This is a genomic window from Streptomyces sp. NPDC054932 (assembly GCF_053610205.1).
In genome coordinates this window covers 1-15,276 of the sequence record NZ_JBSGXU010000013.1, presented here as the reverse complement: position 1 = coordinate 15,276, position 15,276 = coordinate 1, and the positions used below count along the sequence as shown (strand labels likewise).

The 15,276-nt window shown below is 73.2% G+C and carries 12 protein-coding genes; 5 read left to right on the top strand and 7 right to left on the bottom strand.

What is annotated here, in order from left to right:
* Positions 1-92 precede the first annotated feature (92 nt).
* A complete protein-coding gene (locus tag ACWGE1_RS05925; protein ID WP_453419319.1) occupies positions 93-2,327 on the top strand; it encodes an MMPL family transporter in 2,235 nt (744 codons plus the stop codon).
* An 84-nt stretch (positions 2,328-2,411) separates the two neighbouring features.
* Here the strand turns inward: ACWGE1_RS05925 and ACWGE1_RS05920 are convergent, their stop codons facing one another.
* From ACWGE1_RS05920 to ACWGE1_RS05910, 3 genes are all read right to left on the bottom strand, one after another.
* On the bottom strand, positions 2,412-2,612 hold the full coding sequence (locus tag ACWGE1_RS05920; protein WP_030716013.1) for a helix-turn-helix transcriptional regulator: 201 nt from the start codon (positions 2,610-2,612) through the stop codon (positions 2,412-2,414).
* Between the two features lie 232 nt (positions 2,613-2,844).
* The gene (locus ACWGE1_RS05915; RefSeq protein ID WP_453419318.1) at positions 2,845-3,855 is read right to left on the bottom strand and encodes a Gfo/Idh/MocA family protein; all 1,011 of its coding nucleotides are present in this window, start codon (positions 3,853-3,855) and stop codon (positions 2,845-2,847) included.
* 26 nt (positions 3,856-3,881) lie between these two features.
* On the bottom strand, positions 3,882-4,796 hold the full coding sequence (locus tag ACWGE1_RS05910; protein WP_453419317.1) for a sugar phosphate isomerase/epimerase family protein: 915 nt from the start codon (positions 4,794-4,796) through the stop codon (positions 3,882-3,884).
* Between the two features lie 26 nt (positions 4,797-4,822).
* On the opposite strand from ACWGE1_RS05910, the gene iolC reads away from it, so the two are divergent.
* The 4 genes from iolC to ACWGE1_RS05890 are packed head-to-tail and all read left to right on the top strand — an operon-like array spanning position 4,823 to position 10,204.
* Entirely contained in the window at positions 4,823-5,803 is a 981-nt protein-coding gene (gene iolC / locus ACWGE1_RS05905; RefSeq protein ID WP_453419316.1) for a 5-dehydro-2-deoxygluconokinase, read from the top strand.
* A 7-nt stretch (positions 5,804-5,810) separates the two neighbouring features.
* Positions 5,811-6,821, top strand: a complete 1,011-nt coding sequence (iolB, locus tag ACWGE1_RS05900; protein WP_453419368.1) for a 5-deoxy-glucuronate isomerase — start codon at positions 5,811-5,813, stop codon at positions 6,819-6,821.
* The gene (gene iolD, locus ACWGE1_RS05895) at positions 6,818-8,692 is read left to right on the top strand and encodes a 3D-(3,5/4)-trihydroxycyclohexane-1,2-dione acylhydrolase (decyclizing) (protein WP_453419315.1); all 1,875 of its coding nucleotides are present in this window, start codon (positions 6,818-6,820) and stop codon (positions 8,690-8,692) included. The genes iolB and iolD overlap by 4 nt, the downstream gene beginning before the upstream one ends.
* A gap of 12 nt (positions 8,693-8,704) precedes the next feature.
* Positions 8,705-10,204 (top strand): CoA-acylating methylmalonate-semialdehyde dehydrogenase, encoded by a 1,500-nt coding sequence (locus tag ACWGE1_RS05890; protein WP_453419314.1) that lies wholly within the window; start codon positions 8,705-8,707, stop codon positions 10,202-10,204.
* Positions 10,205-10,282: 78 nt separating this feature from the next.
* Here ACWGE1_RS05890 and ACWGE1_RS05885 read toward each other — a convergent pair whose 3' ends face one another.
* The 4 genes from ACWGE1_RS05885 to ACWGE1_RS05870 form a co-directional block, all read right to left on the bottom strand.
* The gene (locus tag ACWGE1_RS05885) at positions 10,283-11,449 is read right to left on the bottom strand and encodes a hypothetical protein (RefSeq protein ID WP_453419313.1); all 1,167 of its coding nucleotides are present in this window, start codon (positions 11,447-11,449) and stop codon (positions 10,283-10,285) included.
* 60 nt (positions 11,450-11,509) lie between these two features.
* Entirely contained in the window at positions 11,510-12,571 is a 1,062-nt protein-coding gene (locus ACWGE1_RS05880) for a WxL protein peptidoglycan domain-containing protein (RefSeq protein ID WP_453419312.1), read from the bottom strand.
* A gap of 85 nt (positions 12,572-12,656) precedes the next feature.
* Positions 12,657-13,952, bottom strand: a complete 1,296-nt coding sequence (locus ACWGE1_RS05875) for a hypothetical protein (protein ID WP_453419311.1) — start codon at positions 13,950-13,952, stop codon at positions 12,657-12,659.
* Between the two features lie 217 nt (positions 13,953-14,169).
* Positions 14,170-15,276: S8 family peptidase (locus tag ACWGE1_RS05870; RefSeq protein ID WP_453419310.1), on the bottom strand; the 1,107-nt coding region annotated here is incomplete at its 5' end.

The window sequence follows — 15,276 nt, the reverse complement described above, 5'->3', positions numbered from 1 at the left end:
AGAGATCGCTCGCATTCTTGAAAAACGCGAGCGAACGCTCGTGTTTGCCAGTCTATGCGGCCTGGCAATCACGGTGAAGGGGACACCGAGTCATGTCCGAAGTCAAGAATCCGCCGTCCTTCGGGGCGGACGGGGGGTGGACCCGGTTCGTCACGGCACGGCCGCGGCTCACGCTGCTGCTCGCCCTGCTGGTCACGGCCCTGGCCGTGGTCGCGGGCGGCGGCGTCGCCGACCGGCTGGGAAGTGGCGGCTGGGAGGACCCGGGCGCCCAGTCCACCTACGCCACGCGGGCCCTGGAGCGCGAGTTCCCGCACTCCGAGCCCAATCTGCTCCTGCTCGTCGATGCCGCGGCGGGCACCGGTGGGGTGGACGATCCCGCCGTCGCCGCCGAGGCCGGACGGCTCGCCACCGCACTCGCCGCCGAACGGGGGGTCGTCGGCGTCGGCTCGTACTGGGGCACCCAACTGCCCGCGCTGCGCTCCGAGAACGGCCGGCAGGCACTCATCGTCGCCCGCGTCCAGGGCGACGAGAAGACGGCCACCGCGGCGCTGGAGCGCATGGCCCCGCGCTACGAGGGCGAGCACGGCCCGGTGCGGGTCTCGCTCGGCGGCCCCGCGGCGGTCCAGCGCGAGGTCACCGAGACCATCCAGGAGGACCTGCTGCGCGCCGAGCTGATCGCGCTGCCGGTCACCCTCGTCCTGCTCGTCCTCGTCTTCGGCAGCGCGGTCGCCGCCCTGCTCCCGCTGGCCGTCGGCATCGTGGCCATCCTCGGCACCAATGCCGTACTGCGCGGACTCACCGAGTTCACCGACGTCTCCGTCTTCGCCCAGAACCTGACCACCGCGCTCGGCCTCGGCCTCGCCATCGACTACGCGCTGTTCATCGTTCGCCGGTTCCGCGAGGAACTGGCCGCCGGGCGCGATCCGGTGGCCGCCGTCGGGGCCACCCTGCGCACCGCCGGGCGCACCGTGCTGTTCTCGGCGCTCACCGTCGCCGTCTCGCTCTCGGCGATGCTCTTCTTCCCCATGTACTTCCTGCGCTCCTTCGCCTACGCCGGGGTCGCGGTCGTCCTGCTCGCGGCGGCGGCCGCGCTGATCCTGCTGCCGGCCGCCCTCGTGCTCCTCGGCGAGCGCGTCAACGCCTTCGACCTGCGCCGCATGTGGCGGCGGGGCCGGCCGGAGGCCGCCGCCGGGCCCGCGGAGACCGGACGGGGCTGGGGGCGGACGGCCGCCCTCGTGATGCGACGCGCCCCGGTGTTCGCCGTGGCCACCACGGTCGGCCTGCTGCTCCTCGGACTGCCCTTCATCGGCGTCGAGTTCGGCACGGTGGACGACCGGCAGCTCCCGAAGGACGCCCCGTCCCACGTGGTGCAGCAGCAGATACGGGACGGCTTCCCGAACAGTCCCGGCGGCGGTCTGACCGTGCTCGCCGAGGGGTCGCCCGGCCCCGACCGGCTCGCGGCCTACCGGGACCGGCTGGCCGCCCTGCCCGGGGTGATCCGGGTCGACGGGCCGATCGCCTCCGCGACGGGAAGCGAGTACGCCTCCTTCTCGGTCGCCGTCGAGGGCGAGGCCGTGGGGCACAGGGCCCGGGACCTCGTCGACGAGGTCCGCGCCGTGGACGCCGGGTTCAGGACCTCGGTGACCGGACAGGCGGCCGTCCTCGTCGACGCGCAGAAGGCCATCGCGGGCGCCCTGCCCGCGGCGGCTGCCCTGGTGGTTCTGGCCACACTGCTGCTGGTGTTCCTGCTCACCGGAAGCCTGCTGATACCACTGCAGGCGGTGCTGCTCAACGCCCTCAGCCTGACGGCGATGTTCGGGGCGGTGGTGTGGGTGTTCCAGGAGGGCCACCTCTCCGGGCTGCTCTCCTTCACCGCCACCGGTGACATAGAGACCACCCTGCCGGTGCTGATGTTCTGCATCGCCTTCGGGCTCTCCATGGACTACGGGGTGTTCCTCATATCCCGCATCAAGGAGGAGTACGACCGCACGGGGGACCACGAGAGCGCCGTCCGGACGGGGCTGGCCCGCACCGGCGGGCTGATCACCGCGGCCGCCGTGATCCTGGCGGTGGTGATGGTGGCCATCGGCACCTCGCGGGTGACCAACACCAAGATGCTCGGGCTCGGGATCGCGCTGGCGGTCCTGATGGACGCCATGGTCGTCCGCAGCCTCCTGGTCCCGGCGGTGATGAAGCTGACCGGCCGGGCCACGTGGTGGGCCCCCGCCCCGCTGCGCCGGCTGCACGCGAGATTCGGCCTGAGCGAGGGCGAATCCGTGCCCCCGGTCCCGGAGCCGGAGCGGATACCTGTCGGTGCCGCCAAATAGGGGGTGCCTCGCCCCCTGGGGGGTATCGAGGCCGGTGCGGGGACCCGGGTACGGGGCGGGTCCCCGCACCCGGCGCCGTACGGGTCAGTCCTCGCGGCGGCCCCGGTTCCCGGGCCGGCGGGCGACCCAGGCACGCACCGTGTCGGCGTACCAGTAGGGCTTTCCCCCCTCCACATGGTCGGGTGTGGGGAGGAGTCCGTGCTTGCGGTAGGAGCGCACGGTGTCCGGCTGGACCCGGATGTGAGCAGCGATCTCCTTGTACGACCACAGCTGTCGGTCGCTCATGCGGGACACCTCCTGGTCCACGCTGCGGGGCCGGCCGGGTGGCCGTCGGGGGAGCCGGCGCGTGGACGCTGACGATCACTCGGGTTGTGCCCGGGAAACGACGCGGAGTAAGGGCGGGGGAGGGGCTGTCGACCGGCTGTGACGGAAGACCCGCGTAATGCGGACATGTGTGACAGAAGGCAGACCCCTGTGACACGAGAGCCACAGGGGCCGGGTGGGGAACGGGCGGGCGTCAGCGGTAGAGCGCCGGGCGTTCCGCCAGGTCCACGAGGGTTCGTACGCCGCTGCGCGCGGCCGCGAGGCCCGCTTCGGAGACGGCGGCCGCCGCGTAGCCGTCCCACGCGTCGGGCCCCGCCACCCGGCCGCGCGCGGCCGCGGCCACCCAGCTCCGCAGCTGCCGGTCATAGGCATCGGCGAAGCGCACCGTGAAGTCCTGGGCGATCTCGCCGCCCCACCGCCCCGCCGACTGCACCACCATCGCGTGACCGTCGCCGATCCGGGCGCTGCCCGCCTCGCCGACGGCCTCGCACTGCACCTGGTAGCCGAAACCGCAGTTGACGAAGATCTCCACGTCGACGACGGCCCCGCCGGAGGTCTCCAGCAGCACCAGCCGGGGATCGCTCAGCCCCTCGGGAGCGGCCGCCGTGGGCCGGGGGGAGAGCACGGTGACAGCGGTGATCTCCTGGCCCAGCAGCCAGCGGGCCGCGTCCACCTCGTGCACCACCGAGTCGCTGATCAGCATGTCGCTGGTGAAGAACGACGGTGAGGAGGCATTGCGGTGCCGGCAGTGCAGGAAGAGCGGACGCCCGATGCCGCCCGCGTCCAGCAGCTCCTTCAGTCGTTCGTACTCGGCGTCGTACCGCCGCATGAACCCCACCTGCACCAGGCGCCGCCGAAGCCGCTGTTCGGCCTCCATGATGCGCAGTGCACCTGCCGGGTCCGGGGTCAGCGGCTTCTCGCACAGCACCGGCAGCTCCCGCTCCAGGGCCTGCAGGATCGCTTCCTCGTGGGCGGGACCGGGCGAGGCGATCAGTACGGCCTGGACCCCGGGCGCGGCTATCGCGGCCGCCGGGTCGGTGTGGGCCGTTGCCCCGTCGAGGCCGCCCGCGACCTCCTTGACCCGGTCCCCGTCCGGGTCGGCCACGGCCACCACGCGGGCCCCGCCGACGGTCCCCCCGATCCGGCGCACGTGGTCGGCGCCCATCTTCCCGGTGCCGATGACGGCGATGCCGAGCGCGCTCATGTCGTACTCCTCTTCCTTCCGAAGGGTCAGCGGGCGCCGCAGGAGCGGAGGTAGGCGCGGGTGCGCCGGGCGATCGGCAGCGGCCGGTCGGGCGGACAGGGGTACATGTCCTGCTCCACGATGGCGAAGAGGTCCACGCCGAGGCGCTGGGCCGCGGCGAGCACCGGCTCCAGCGCGGGCACCCCCGAGGGAGGTTCGCACATCACCCCGCGGCCCACGGCCGGCCCGAAGGGCAGCTCCTCGGCGACGACCGCGGCGAGGATCCGCGGATCCACCTGCTTGAGGTGGAGGTAGCCGATCCGCTCGCCGAAGGTCTCGACGGCCTGCAGGCTGTCCCCGCCGCAGTACGCGTAGTGCCCCGTGTCCAGACAGAGGGAGACGAGCCCGGGGTCGGTGCCGTCCAGGAAGCGGGCCACGTTCGAAGGGGTGTCGATGTGGGTGTCGGCGTGCGGATGGACGACGATCCGCAGCCCGTACCGGTCCTGGACCTCCCGGCCGAGGCGCTCGGTCTGGGAGGTCAGTTCACGCCATCCGTCGGGGCTCAGGGTGCGGTCCTCCAGCACCTTCCCGGTCTTGTCGTCCCGCCAGAAGGAGGGGATGACGACGAGATGGGCCGCGCCCATGGCCCGGGTGAGCGCCGCGATCCGCGACACGTGCTCCCAGGTGTCCTCCCACACGGCGGGCCCGTGATGGAGTCCGGTGAAGACGGTTCCGGCCGAGACGCGCAGCCCGCGCTTGGCCGTTTCCTCGGCGAGTCGGGCGGGATCGGTGGGCAGATAGCCGTAGGGGCCGAGCTCGATCCACTCGTACCCGGCGTCGGCGACCTCGTCGAGGAAGCGTTCCCAGGGGGTCTGCCGGGGGTCGTCGGGAAACCAGACACCCCAGGAGTCCGGAGCCGAACCGATGCGGATACGGGTCAACGCGGGCGGGGAGGACGTCATAACGGCCACCTTAGGGTGGAGGACCAATGGGAGGACTGACTGTGACCGGCACCGGCGATCCGCTCGCCTTCGACCTGATCACGATGGGCCGGATCGGGGTGGATCTCTACCCGTTGACGACCGGCATACCACTGGCCGAGGCCGAGACCTTCGGCAAGTTCCTGGGCGGCTCCCCGGCCAACGTGGCCGTCGCGGCGGCCCGGCTGGGGCGCCGGGTTGCGGTGATCACCCGGACCGGCGCGGACCCCTTCGGCGGGTATCTGCGCTCCGAACTGCGGGGGTTCGGGGTGGACGAGCGGTGGGTGGCCGAGGTCGCCGGACTGCCGACCCCCGTCACCTTCTGCGAGATCTTCCCGCCGGACCATTTCCCGCTGTACTTCTACCGGCTGCCGAAGGCCCCGGACCTGGAGATCGCGGCGGACGAGGTGGACCTGGCGGCGGTACGGGCCGCCCGCGTGTTCTGGATGACGGGTACGGGCCTGAGCGAGGAGCCCTCACGGGCGGCGACGCTGGCGGCGCTGGAGGCCCGGGCGCGGACGGGGACGACGGTCTTCGACCTGGACTGGCGGCCGATGCTGTGGCGGGAGAAACCCGGGCCGTACTACGAGCGGGCGCTGCGGTCGGCGACGGTGGCCGTGGGCAACGTGGAGGAGTGCGAGATCGCCACGGGCGAGTCGCAGCCGCACGCAGCGGCGCGCGCCCTGCTCGCCGCGGGTGTGGAACTGGCGGTCGTCAAGCGGGGCCCGGAGGGCGTGCTGGCGGTCCACCGGGACGGGACGGTGGCGGAGGTCGCGCCGGTGCCGGTCGAGGTGGTCAACGGGCTGGGTGCGGGCGACGCGTTCGGCGGGGCCCTGTGCCACGGGCTGCTCGCCGGGTGGGAGCTGGAGACGGTGATGCGGTACGCGAACGCGGCCGGGGCGATCGTCGCCTCGCGGCTGGCGTGCGCGGCGGCGATGCCGTTCTCCCACGAGGTGGAGGAGGTGATGGGGCGTGCCGGTGGTGTCTGAGTGGGGGATGGAGTGGACGAGGCTGATGATCCTCGACCTGGCTCCGGGGGAGGTGTACGCGCACGCGTGCGGGGATTCGGAGTGGATCGTGCTCCCGTTGTCGGGCGGGTGCGAGGTCCGCTGCCGGGCTCTGCCCGGACCCTCCCCCAGCTACCGCTGGGAGGTGCCCCCTGCTCAAACGCCGGCGGGGCTGAAAGAGCGGGGCTCTGCCCCGAACCCTGTCCCCCGTCCTCCGGCGGGACCGGAGGGCGGACAGGGCGGGCCGAATCCAGCCTCGCCGGCGTTTGAGGCGCGGGGTCCGGGGCAGAGCTCCGGGAACGGGCCGGAGGTGTTCCAACTGCACGGTCGGGCAGGGGTGTTCGACGGGGCCAGTGACTTCGCGTACCTGCCCCGGGACGCGCACGCGGAGGTCACCTCCGAGAAAGGCGGCCGGTTCGCCCTCGCCGGGGCCCGGTGCGAGCGGCGGCTCCCCGCGCGGTACGGCCCCGCCGCCGGCGTCCCCGTGGAGCTCCGCGGCGCCGGCCGGTGCTCGCGGCAGGTCAACAACTTCGCCGCCGCCGGCCCGGACGGCTTCGACTGCGATCGCCTCATCGCCGTCGAGGTGCTCACCCCCGGCGGGAACTGGTCCTCCTACCCGCCCCACAAGCACGACGAGGACCACCCGGGCGAGGAGTCCCGCCTGGAGGAGATCTACTGGTTCGAGATCGCCCCGCACGGGGACACCCCCGGGCTCGGCTACCAGCGCGTCAGCCCCTCCCCGGCAGGGAAGACCGACATCCTCGCCGAGGTGCGCACCGGGGACGCGGTGCTGATCCCCGACGGCTGGCACGGGCCGTCCATCGCCGCCCCCGGGCACGACATGTACTACCTGAACGTGATGGCCGGGCCGGGCGCGACCCGGGAGTGGCTGATCCGGGACCACCCCGACCACGGCTGGATCCGCGGCAGCTGGGACGGGCAGGAGATCGACCCCCGGCTGCCCTTCCCGACCCACCGCCGAGCGGAGGACCACCGGTGAGGCTCACCGTCGCGCAGGCGCTCGTCCGCTTCCTGTCCCGCCAGTACACCGAGCGCGACGGGCACCGGCACCGGCTGATCGCCGCCACCTGGGGGATCTTCGGGCACGGGAACGTGGCGGGCATGGGCCAGGCCCTCCTGGAGACCGGGCCGGACGACATGCCCTTCCTCCAGGGCCGCAACGAGCAGGCCATGGTGCACGCCGCCGTCGGCTACGCCCGCCAGTGCGGCCGGCTCTCCGCGCACGCCGTCACCACTTCCATCGGTCCCGGCGCCACCAACCTCGTCACCGGTGCCGCCCTCGCCACGATCAACCGGATCCCGGTGCTCCTGCTGCCCGGGGACACCTTCGCCACCCGGCCCGCCGATCCGGTGCTCCAGCAGCTGGAGGTCCCGTACGCCGGGGACATCTCCGTCAATGACACCCTGCGGCCCGTCTCCCGCCACTTCGACCGGATCACCCGCCCCGAGGCGCTGATCCCGGCAGCGCTCCAGGCGGTGCGGGTGCTCACCGACCCCGTGCAGGCCGGCGCCGTCACCCTCGCGCTGCCGCAGGACGTGCAGGCGCAGGCGTACGACTGGCCCGAGGAGTTCTTCGCCGAACGGGTGTGGGGCGTGCGCCGGCCCCGCCCCGACCGGCACGAGCTGGCCCGCGCCGCCGAGGCCGTACGGGGCTCCGCGCGCCCGCTGATCGTCGCCGGCGGCGGGATCCGGCACAGCGGGGCCGGCGCGGCCCTCGCCGCCTTCGCGGAGGCCACGGGGATCCCGGTCGCCTTCACCCAGGCGGGCAAGGGCGCCCTGCCGTACGGGCACCCCGCCGACGTCGGTGGTATCGGCCACACCGGTACCTCCACCGCCGCGGCGCTCGCCCGGGAGGCCGACCTCGTCATCGCCGCCGGGACCCGGCTGACCGACTTCACCACCGCCTCTGCGACCCTCTTCCAGAACCCGGCCGTCCGGTTCATCGGCCTCAACCTCGACCCGTACGACGCCCACAAACTGGCCGCCCTGCCCCTGGTCGCCGACGCCCGCGAGGCACTCGACGAGCTCCGCGGCGCGGTCGCGGGGCACCGGCCGGACCCGGGCCACGGGGCCCGTTACGCGGCGGAGCGGGCGCGCTGGGAGAGCCGCGTCGACCGGGCCTACGCCGTACCGGAGGCGGACGAGGACGCTGCGCCCACCCAGGCCCAGGTGCTCGGGCTGCTCGACGCCCTGGTCGACGACACCGACATCCTGATCAACGCGGCCGGATCCCTCCCCGGCGACCTGCACAAGCTGTGGCGGACCCGGTCGCCGGACCAGTACCACGTGGAGTACGGCTACTCCTGCATGGGCTACGAGATCCCCGCGGCCATCGGGGTGGCGCTGGCCGCGCCCGGCCGCCCGGTGTGGGCACTGGTCGGCGACGGGACGTACCTGATGAATCCGACCGAGATCGTCACGGCCGTCCAGGAGGGCGTCCCGATCAAAGTGGTGATCCTCGACAACCACGGCTACGCATCCATCGGCGGCCTGTCGGGGGCCGTGGGCGGCGAGGGCTTCGGCACCGCCTACCGCTTCCGGGCGGCCGGCTCCGGGTATACGGGGGACCCCCTTCCGGTGGACCTCGCGGCCAACGCGGGCTCCCTCGGGATGGCCGTGATCCGCGCCCGCACCACGCGTGACCTGCGCGAAGCCCTCGCCGAGGCCCGCTCGGCGACCCGCCCCACATGTGTCTACGTACAGACCCGAACGCCCGACACTGTGTCGGGCCCACCCCCGGCACAGGCGTGGTGGGATGTTCCTGTGGCCGAGACCGCGACCCGCAAGGCTGCGGCCACGGCCCGTGAAGAGTACGACCGGCAAGCCGCGCAGCGACGTCGCCATCTGTGAAGGAGCAAGGCAATGAAGACCGTCAACCACTGGATCGGTGGCAAGACCGTCGAGGGCGCGTCGGGCAACTACGGCCCGGTCACCGACCCGGCCACCGGCGAGGTCACCACGCAGGTCGCGCTCGCCTCGGCCGCCGAGGTCGACGCGGCGGTACAGGTCGCCCGGGAGGCCTTCCTCAGCTGGGGCCAGTCCTCGCTGGCCGCCCGCACCAAGGTGCTGTTCGCCTACCGTGCCCTGCTGGACGCCAACCGTGACGCCATCGCCGCGCTGATCACCGCCGAGCACGGCAAGGTCCACTCGGACGCGCTGGGCGAGGTGGCCCGCGGCCTGGAGATCGTCGAGCTGGCCTGCGGCATCACCACCCAGCTCAAGGGCGAGCTGTCCACGTCGGTCTCCAACCGGGTGGACGTCTCCTCGATCCGCCAGCCGCTGGGCGTCGTCGCGGGCATCACTCCCTTCAACTTCCCGGCGATGGTCCCGATGTGGATGTTCCCGCTGGCCGTGGCCTGCGGAAACACCTTCATCCTCAAGCCGAGCGAGAAGGACCCGTCGGCCGCCAACAAGCTCGCCGAGCTGGCGAGCGAGGCCGGTCTCCCGGCGGGCGTGCTGAACGTGGTCCACGGCGACAAGGTGGCCGTCGACGCGCTGCTCGCCCACCCCGGCATCGCGGCCGTCTCCTTCGTCGGCTCGACCCCGATCGCCCGCCACATCCACACCACCGCCTCGGCCAACGGCAAGCGCGTCCAGGCCCTGGGCGGCGCCAAGAACCACATGCTGGTCCTGCCCGACGCCGACCTGGACGCCGCCGCCGACGCGGCCGTCTCCGCCGCCTACGGTTCGGCCGGTGAGCGCTGCATGGCGATCTCCGCGGTGGTGGCCGTCGGCGCGATCGGCGACGAGCTCGTCGAGAAGATCCGCGAGCGCGCCGAGAAGATCAAGATCGGCCCCGGCAACGACCCGACCTCCGAGATGGGCCCGCTGATCACCGCCGCCCACCGCGACAAGGTCGCCTCGTACGTCAAGGGCGCGGCCGACCAGGGCGCGGAGGTCGTCCTCGACGGCACCGGCTTCACGGTCGAGGGCAACGAGAAGGGCCACTGGATCGGCCTGTCCCTGCTGGACCACGTGAAGACCGACTCCGACGCCTACCGCGACGAGATCTTCGGCCCGGTGCTGTGCGTGCTGCGCGCCGAGACCTACGAGGAGGGCGTGGCCCTCATCAACGCCTCGCCGTTCGGCAACGGCACCGCGATCTTCACCCGCGACGGCGGCGCCGCCCGCCGCTTCCAGCTGGAGATCGAGGCCGGCATGGTCGGCGTGAACGTCCCGATCCCGGTGCCGGTCGGCTACCACTCCTTCGGTGGCTGGAAGGACTCGCTCTTCGGCGACCACCACATCTACGGCAACGACGGCATCCACTTCTACACCCGCGGCAAGGTCGTCACGACCCGCTGGCCGGACCCCTCCGAGGGCCACCTCGGCGTGGACCTGGGCTTCCCGCGCAACCACTGACCGCGCGCACGCCCCGCAGATCCGACTCGCCCCCCGCAACCCTCACCGCGGGGGGCGAGCTCCGTTTCCCGGCGGCCGTCAGAACCTCGACCAGACGTCCGCCGCGGCACCGGTGCCCCAGACCGCGTCACCGTGGCCGTACCCGGGGACCACGGTGAAGGAGACCCGCTCGTTGCCACCCGCACGGATCAGCTCCGCGCCCCGGGGGTGGTCGCCGCGGCCCAGGGCGGTGTTCACCCAGAGAACCTCGGCGCGGATCCGCTCCCAGGCGATCCCGTACATCTCCCCGTCGCCCGCCCAGACCGCGGCGAGGTCCCGCATCAGGGCGGTCGGGACGAGCCCGCTGCCCAGGGCGGAGGTGGCCGCGTGCCAGACGGCCGGCGGGGTGTGGGTCAGCGTGAAGCGGTCCTCGGCGGGAGTGGCACCGAAGGCATGGCTGCCGGCGCTGTGCCCCTGGACGTAGATCCAGTTCGCCGGGCCGGGGACGGCCGCCGTGCGGACCAGCGCGAAGTGGGCGAGTCCCGCGTGGGTGAAGCGCCGCGACGGGTCCGGCGGCCACGGCACGGGGGAGACGCCGTCCGGATCGGCCACCGCCTTCGCGACCACGGCCGCGAGCCCCGGATCGACGGTGGTGACGCCCTGCGCCAGCTGGGTGGCGTACGCGTCGCGCGTCGCGGCCGCCCGCAGGGCCAGCTCGCCCGTGTACGGCCCGGTCGTGTCCAGGGCCACCACCCGGCGCAGCCGCGGCGAGGGGTCGTGCGAGGCCGCGTCCAGGGCGAGGGCGGCCCCGGCGGAGTGCCCCGCGTACTGGTACGGCAGGCCCAGTACGGCGTCCAGCGCCTCCACCACCCCGGCCAGGTCCCGGCGGTGCGCCGCGAGCCCCCACTCGGCGGTGATGTCGGCGGCCGCGGCGGCGTCCTCGCGCGGGGTGACCCCGACGACGAGCAGGCCCCGGCGGCGCAGTTCGTGGGCGAGGTTGTGGTCGCCCGGGCCGCCCGGGGTGAAGAAGTCCGCCGCGAAGTTCAGGCCACCGCCGGGCAGCAGGTACACGATCCCCCCGGGCGCCCGCGTCGTGTCCGCGATCACGTCCACCGTCACGGGGGCCGGGCCGCCGTCCTCCAGAGGGAGGGTGAGGCGTATCCAGCCGTCGCCGGGCAGGTAGGCGGCGGTGCCGGTGCCCAGCGCCCGCTCGATGCGGGTCAACAGCCCCGTGCCCTTGGCCGCGTCGCCGTGCAGTCGTTCCATAGGTGCCTCCCCGCCCGCCGGTGATGGCCGAATACCGTCACCCGGGGACACCCTCGCCGGTCAGCGCGTCCCAGCCAAGTCCGGTACCGGTTCCAGCTGTTCGCCCTGCGCGTGACGCCGGCGGCGCAGCGCCCACACGGTGGCGCCCGCGCCGGCCAGCAGCAGGAGCAGGCCGACGGCCGGCCAGGGCACGGCGATGAAGTCCGCCGCGGCCTCCGAAACCAGATCGGGGTGGGCCGCCGCGCCCGCGGTGATCGTGACGGTCACCCAGTCCGACTGGGGGGCGTCCGGCCACGGTTCGGTCAGTTCGATCCGCTGGCCCGGCAGCAGGGACAGCTTCAGCTCGCGGGCCGGACGATTCAGCACCTGGCGCCCGAACAGCCCCTCGGCGGAGACCGCCACCCTGGGCTCGACGACCACGTTGCCGCGGTTGACCAGTGCGTACGAGACCGTGGCGCGGGCGTTCCCGATCCAGGGCAGCAGCGGCGCCGACCGGTTGACCCGCACGTCCTCCACGCTCAGTCCCGCCGTGATCGGCCCCGGCACACGGAAGTACAGCCGGGCCCCCACCGAGCGCTTCACCCCGACCTGGACCTTGCCGTCCTGCTGCACGCCCTCCACGGCGGTGCCCAGGGCGACGATCCCGCCGACGTGGTCCCCGGGTGTCGCGTCCGCCGGGACCTTCACGGTGAACGGGATGTCCTTGCGGCTCTTCGCGGGCACGGTGACGGTGCTCGCGGTCTCCGGCGCCAGCGTGATCCACGCGCCGACGTCCTTCGGTTTCGTCTCCACCGGCAGCAGCGCGAAGGCGCCGCCCGCCGGGGTGTTCACGGCATCGGTGGCGAAGACCTGGAACGTCAGCTCCTTGTCGGAGGAGTTCAGGACGGTCACGCTGTCGCCGATCGTGCTCCCGGCCGCGGCCTGGTGGAAGAAGTACGCGCGGTCGGTCATCGCCGCACCGGCCGAGGGCGTCGGGAACACCCCCCACGTGCCGTTGTCCGCGGCCGTCGCCGCGGTGGCCGGCAGCAGGCCCGTGCCGAGCAGCAGGCCGAGGAGCAGGCCGTACAGGAAGGTGCGGGTGCGGCTACGGCTACGGCTACGGGTGCGGCTGCGGATGCGCATGGGCGGTCTCCAGTCGGCGCGGAACGGGGAAGGGGTGGCGCGGCGCCGGAGCGCCGCACCACCCTGGGTCGAGCGGCCGTACGGGTCAGGCGATCGAGAAGGTCACGACCGTCTGGTAGGTGTCCGCGAACATGAAGGGCGGGAGCTGGATCATTCCGGCGCCGCCGACGGCGAACTCACCACCGGTCAGCTCGTCCCCGCCGGCGGCCTGGGAGGCCACCTTCATCGGGACGTCGGAGATCGCGCCGGGGGTGCCCGCGGTGCAGGTGCTCGGGCTGTCCGGGTTGGTCACGGTGCAGGACGGCTGGATACCGATCTGCGCCTTCGCCATCGAGTGGCCGGTGGCCTGGTTCAGGAACGGCGTACGGGTCGCCGTCACGTCCCAGCCGAGCGAGCCGCCGCGGAAGTCCTGGACGGTCGCGGCGTTGAAGACGCCGACCACCGACTGGGGCTTGCCGTTGATGGTGACCGCGCCGAAGCTGACGGCCGGCTGGCCGTCCTTCGGGCCGAGGGCCAGCGGTCCGGGCAGGACCTCGACGTCGACCGGGTTCTTCACGCCGGCCTGTTCCTCCAGGAAGACGAAGGCCTTGTACGGGGTGATCGAACCGTCGATCCTGATCGCGTCGGCCTTCTTGGTGACCGTGACGTTGCAGGTGGCCGCGCCGGACGCGTCCGCCGTGCCCGCGCCGGTGTCACCGGTCGCCACGCCCGCGAGCAGGGCGGAGCAGGTGACGGGACCGGCCGGGAAGTTGGCGCCGGTCACGGTGACGGCGGTGCCCGCCGGGCCGCTGTTGGGCGTCAGCTTCGTGGTGACCGGGTCCTTGGGCAGGGCCTCGACCGCGACCGAGCCGAGCGAGGCGCTCGGGCGCGGCGCCGGGGTGCAGGTGGTGGTGAAGACCGAACCGGACAGGTCCGCGTCGGTCACCGCCAGGTCGAGGGCGAGGTTGACCGTGGTGCCCTCGGTGCCGTCCGGGATCCTGATCGTTCCGGAGAACGCCTTGGGGTCGAGCGGCTGTCCGGCGATGACCGAGACGGTCTCCGGCGGGCTGGTGACCACCTGGGTGGTGGTGCCGACCTTGAGAGTGATCTTGGAGGTGTTCACCGTGGTGACGGAGAACCCGGGGATCAGCGGGCTCGCGCCCGGGTCGATCGTGATCGGAACGACGTCACCGGCCTTGGCGCCGTCGGGCAGGGTGACCGTCCAGTTCTGGTTGCCCGAGCCGTCCGGCTGCGGCGCCGGGGCGTCGCAGTTCTCGAAGACGGCCGTGGTCCTGGTCGCGGCCTGCGCGGAGCCCGCCAGACCCACCACCGTGCCCGTCAGGGCCAGGGACAGGGCAGCCGTCCCGGCCAGCACTCTTCGTCGATGCGTTCTCGTACTCACTGGGTCGCGACTCCTTCGTCATGACGAACCCCTCCCCCCACCCGCTGTGTGGGGGAGGCCGAGCCGGTGCGGTGGCCGATATTGACGCGTCGCCGTGATGAGAAGTCAATGACTTGCTTTGCCCCGAAGCACACAGAAATTGATGGGCCATCAGGGAAGGTCTGATGGCCCATCGGATACCGACCGGTCGGGGCGGGCGGGACTTTGCGGATACGACCTAGGACACGACCCGGCGTCCGGTGGGGGTGTGGAGCAGCCGGTTCGGGGTGCCGGCCGGGAGGCCGGTGATCTTGTCGGGCACGGCGCTGTGCAGCAGTTCCTCGGACACCTGCTCCGGGGTGCGCGCCGTACCGCGTGCCAGGATCAGCGCGGCGACCCCGGCCACGTGCGGGGCGGCCATCGAGGTCCCGGAGGCGCGGGCCGTGGCGGTGGCGGAGTCCTTCCAGGCCGAGGTGATGCCCACGCCCGGGGCCGAGAGGTCCACGCAGGAGCCGTGGTTGGAGAACGGTGCGCGCCGGTCCTCGGCGTCGGTCGCGCCGACCGTGATGGCCTCGGGGACGGAGGCCGGGGACCCGGAGCAGGCGTCCTTGCCGTCGTTGCCCGCGGCCGCGGTGAAGGTGATCCCGGAGGCCACGGCCCGGATCACCGCCGCGTCGAGTGCGTGGCTGCGGCTGCCGCCCATGCTCATGTTGGCGACCGCGGGGGTGGCCGGAGCCCTGGCGGCGTCCTTCACCACCCAGTCGAGACCCTTGAGGATGGCCGACAGGGTCCCGGCACCCTGGCAGTCGGCCACCTTCACGCCGACGAGCGAGACCCCCTTGGCGACCCCGTACGTCTCCCCGCCGACCGTCGCCGCGACGTGCGTGCCGTGGCCGTTGCAGTCGCGGGAGCTGCCGAGGAACACCGCGTTGTAGCCGGCGCGGGCGCGGCCGCCGAATTCCAGGTGGCCGGTGTTGATGCCGGTGTCGACGACGTAGACGGTGACGCCCTCGGCCCTGCCGGGGTACGTGTACGAGCCGTCGAGCGGGAGTTCGCGCTGGTCGAGCCGGTCCAGGGACCAGGGCGCGGGAGCCTGCGGCTGCGTACCCGGGGTGTCGCCGGTGTGGAACACCGTGTCCGGCTCCACGGAGGCCACCCGGGGGTCGGCCGCCAGAGCGGCGGCCCGGGCTGCCGTGGTGCGGACGGCGAAGCCGTTCAGGGCGGCGTCGTAGACGGGCCCGACCTCGTCACCGGCGTCCGTGGCCTCGGCGGCCAGGGCGCGGGTCGGGGCGCGGGAGGTGGTGTCCTTGAGGACGACGACGTAGGGGGCGGTGTCGGGGTGGAG

What these genes read in the sequence shown, in the direction of transcription:
- ACWGE1_RS05925 (WP_453419319.1), top strand. Translation starts at nt 93, where the DNA reads ATGTCCGAAGTCAAGAATCCGCCGTCCTTCGGGGCGGACGGGGGGTGG.
- ACWGE1_RS05920 (WP_030716013.1), bottom strand. Translation starts at nt 2,612, where the DNA reads ATGAGCGACCGACAGCTGTGGTCGTACAAGGAGATCGCTGCTCACATC.
- ACWGE1_RS05915 (WP_453419318.1), bottom strand. Translation starts at nt 3,855, where the DNA reads ATGAGCGCGCTCGGCATCGCCGTCATCGGCACCGGGAAGATGGGCGCC.
- ACWGE1_RS05910 (WP_453419317.1), bottom strand. Translation starts at nt 4,796, where the DNA reads ATGACGTCCTCCCCGCCCGCGTTGACCCGTATCCGCATCGGTTCGGCT.
- iolC (WP_453419316.1), top strand. Translation starts at nt 4,823, where the DNA reads ATGGGAGGACTGACTGTGACCGGCACCGGCGATCCGCTCGCCTTCGAC.
- iolB (WP_453419368.1), top strand. Translation starts at nt 5,811, where the DNA reads ATGGAGTGGACGAGGCTGATGATCCTCGACCTGGCTCCGGGGGAGGTG.
- ACWGE1_RS05890 (WP_453419314.1), top strand. Translation starts at nt 8,705, where the DNA reads ATGAAGACCGTCAACCACTGGATCGGTGGCAAGACCGTCGAGGGCGCG.
- ACWGE1_RS05885 (WP_453419313.1), bottom strand. Translation starts at nt 11,449, where the DNA reads ATGGAACGACTGCACGGCGACGCGGCCAAGGGCACGGGGCTGTTGACC.
- ACWGE1_RS05880 (WP_453419312.1), bottom strand. Translation starts at nt 12,571, where the DNA reads ATGCGCATCCGCAGCCGCACCCGTAGCCGTAGCCGTAGCCGCACCCGC.